At 59.1% G+C, this 2,954-nt stretch carries 2 protein-coding genes and 1 pseudogene; all 3 read right to left on the bottom strand.

Annotated features, from left to right (window positions below):
- A pseudogene (locus tag ACU8YE_RS23600) lies at positions 1-710 on the bottom strand (RND family transporter); the annotation flags it as partial.
- An 88-nt stretch (positions 711-798) separates the two neighbouring features.
- A complete protein-coding gene (locus ACU8YE_RS23595; protein ID WP_446929761.1) occupies positions 799-2,460 on the bottom strand; it encodes a DUF1302 domain-containing protein in 1,662 nt (553 codons plus the stop codon).
- Between the two features lie 128 nt (positions 2,461-2,588).
- The coding region (locus tag ACU8YE_RS23590; protein ID WP_446929760.1) for a DUF1329 domain-containing protein at positions 2,589-2,954 on the bottom strand (366 nt) is incomplete at its 5' end.

Raw genomic sequence — 2,954 nt, 5'->3', positions numbered from 1 at the left:
GCAATGCCGCAGTACACCAGCACGCCCTTTGCGCCGTCGGCGATGTCGCCAATCTGCTTGGCAAAGCCGATGATCTGGATCTCGTAGTTACCGTCTTCGAACTTCTTGCGAATCTTATCTTCCAGCAGTCGGTTGAACTCGATGTAGTCGAGCTTGTGGCCGGCAGCGTCATACTCAAGCAAGTCCGCCGTGATCATCGCGCTTGTCTGGTCGCGCGAGACCAGCGTGCCAACGTAGTTACCCTGACTCGTCGCGCGTTGAATCTTGGCGATCGTCTCGGGCGTCAGGCTATCCACGGTGACCGTGCTGTCGATCACCGGTTCGGCACGGAAGCCCTCTTCGGTGATCTCGTTGACGAAGCTGTTGGGGGTCCACAGCGACTGAACGCCCAGGCGATCGACGTTGGGCAGAAACACGACGCCCTGCGTGACATCGAACAGGCGTGTCAGACCTTCCTTTGTCCAAATCGAGCCCTTCCTGGCCTTGACGACAACCGTCAACCGGTTCGCACCGAACAAGTCGTCACGGTACTGCTGGAACGTTTGGATGTACTCATGGCCGATTGGCATCTGCTTCTCGAAGCCCGCTTCCATTCGAAGCTGCAGCCCGAAGTAGGCCATCACCACGGTGAACAAACCAATGATCCCCAATACGACCTTGCGGTGATTGAAGAAGAGCGCCTCAAGAAAGGCAACAAGCCTGACTAACATGATTCACTACCCAAGCAAGAATTCCAATTAGGCTCGCAATCTCCAGAGAAGGCGACCGGCAAGACGTACCTACCGGTCGCGCGTTCCCTTAGAAGTTGCGGGTCAAGAATGCGCCGATGAAGTCTCGGTCGCGCAGGGGCTGTGCAGTCGCACTGCCGTAGTAGCGGGTGTAGTTGATGCCGGCCTGCCAGACCGCCGGATTCTGGTTGAACAAGACGTAGAAGTTGACCGATCCGGCACCTTGCATGAAGTTACCCAGAACGTTCGGCGTATAGCCATACAGCCCTCGGGAGACCGTCACCCCTGGCGTGACCTGCCAGCCCGAGATCAACGTGCTGTCATACGTCCAGTTGAAGTCCACCACTGCGCCGGCAGAGTTCGCCGTGCCTTGCACTCCCGTTACGTTGGACAGTGCATTGCCACCCGAGCCATCAAGCCACGGCAGACCGCCGGCAGACGGTCCATACACGGTGCCGTTGATGGTGTAGCGCTTGCCCTGACTCACACCCGGATACCGAATGCCAACCAGCTCGGCGGTGAAGTACGCCGTGTCCGCCTTCAACAGCTTCAGGAACTGGCCATAGTCGCCCGGCGTCAACTGCAGTTGCGCGGTCAGGTGCGCCTGGTACTTCTCGCCGTCGGTGGAAAGGTGACACACGTTGCCCCCGCCGCAAGCAATGCCTCCAACGGGCGCCAGCGCGATCGCGTCTCGCGGGCGATAGCTCAGTTCACCGCCGAGTGCCCAGTTGCCGAGGTTGAAGTTCGTGCTCACGCCGAAGAGCTGACGGTTCTTCAGATACTCGAGTTCGAGCGCACCGTTCGAGTTGAGCAGCACGTTCGGCATCTTGTCGTGATAGTTCATCACGTAGAAACCAAAGTCCGCTTGAACGCTTTCTGGCCTGAAGTGCAGCGACACACCATACTGGCCATTGCCATCCGGCTTGTGCTCGTACGCCTGCACGCCGACATCCGAAGGGCCACCATTGACCAAGCCGTTCTGCCAGCCTCGGCCGAAGTTGTCGCCCGCATTGAAGTAGCTACCCACCGGCGGAAGAATGTTGGTGTTGTACCCAAACTGGTAGTAAGCCTCAAGGTTCATACCGTGGCCAAGGCCGGAGGCGAAGCTGACCATCGGCGCAGGCAGCACTGCTTCTTTGAGCTGCGTGCCCGGAACATTGAGCTTCTGCAGGTTCAGGGCGTTGGTCGAATTGATACCGCCCGGCACAAAGATGCTCTCGCCCCAACTGACGACCTGGTTACCCACCCGAACACGGGCGGACTGATCAGCGATCTGGAAGTCCTTGCTCACCCACAGGTCCAGAAGCGAGGTGTTGCGTGCAATCAGACCTGCAGCATCGCCATTGATCGACGTACGCTCGGTGCGCGTCGCCATGGGGTCATACATCCACGAGCCACGCGCCATGAACTTCCACGAGTCCGGGAACTGAAGCAGCAGCTCGTGCGTGCCCTTCAGATAGCCAGAGAACAAGTGGCCTTTGTTGTAGTTCTGATTACCGTCATCGCCCACCGTCCACTGGTTCGCCGTGCTGCTCGGATTACAGGTCGTCCCAGGATCACCCACCAGGGCGCAATCCTGTCCCTTCAACCGCATCCCCATGCCAAGCGTAAGCTGCGAGTCCAACGAGCCCTTGATCGAACCGTTGTCCGTCTCGAACTTGAACGCAAATGCCGGCCCCGAGCACGCCAGCGCCACCGACGTCGCAATGATCGTTCTGCAAAGATTCCGCATGTTTCCTCCCGTGTTCTTCTGTTACCCACGCAACCGCCTACCCGCTCTGGCAAGTCGGCCGTAGGTTGGGGCTGATCATTGAAGCTCCCTTGGCTCCGAAGACTTCAACGACCGCCCCACTTCGCCTGTTACCGTTCGCTCAGCGCGCGAAGGTTCTCTGGGGTATAAAAGTCAGGCTTCAACATCTTGTTGTCGCCCGCCTCGCCATAGAAGCGAACATCCTTCTTGCTGCCGATCGGCTGCTGGTCAGTGATGTAGCGGCCCGTAGCCAGGTCGTAGTTCACGAACGCGGAGAACATGCACGCACCGTTCGCATCCCATGCCGGAATCATCTCCGTCTCGCGCACCATCCACAGGTTGCCCTGCGCGTCGTAGTCATCGGCCACCACCAGCGACCAGGTATCCTCGTCCAGGTAGAACGTGCGCTTGGGCGCGCTGTGTCGCACCCCTTGCTTGACCGTGCCCTCCACCACCCAGACACGGTGCAGCTCGTA

This window comes from Ralstonia sp. VS2407 (assembly GCF_052950655.1).
The sequence above is the reverse complement of the archived record's forward strand: the minus strand, read 5'-3'. Positions and strand labels throughout refer to the sequence as shown.

Coding starts and splice junctions, on each gene's coding strand:
- ACU8YE_RS23595 (WP_446929761.1), bottom strand. CDS start 2,460: ATGCGGAATCTTTGCAGAACGATCATTGCGACGTCGGTGGCGCTGGCG.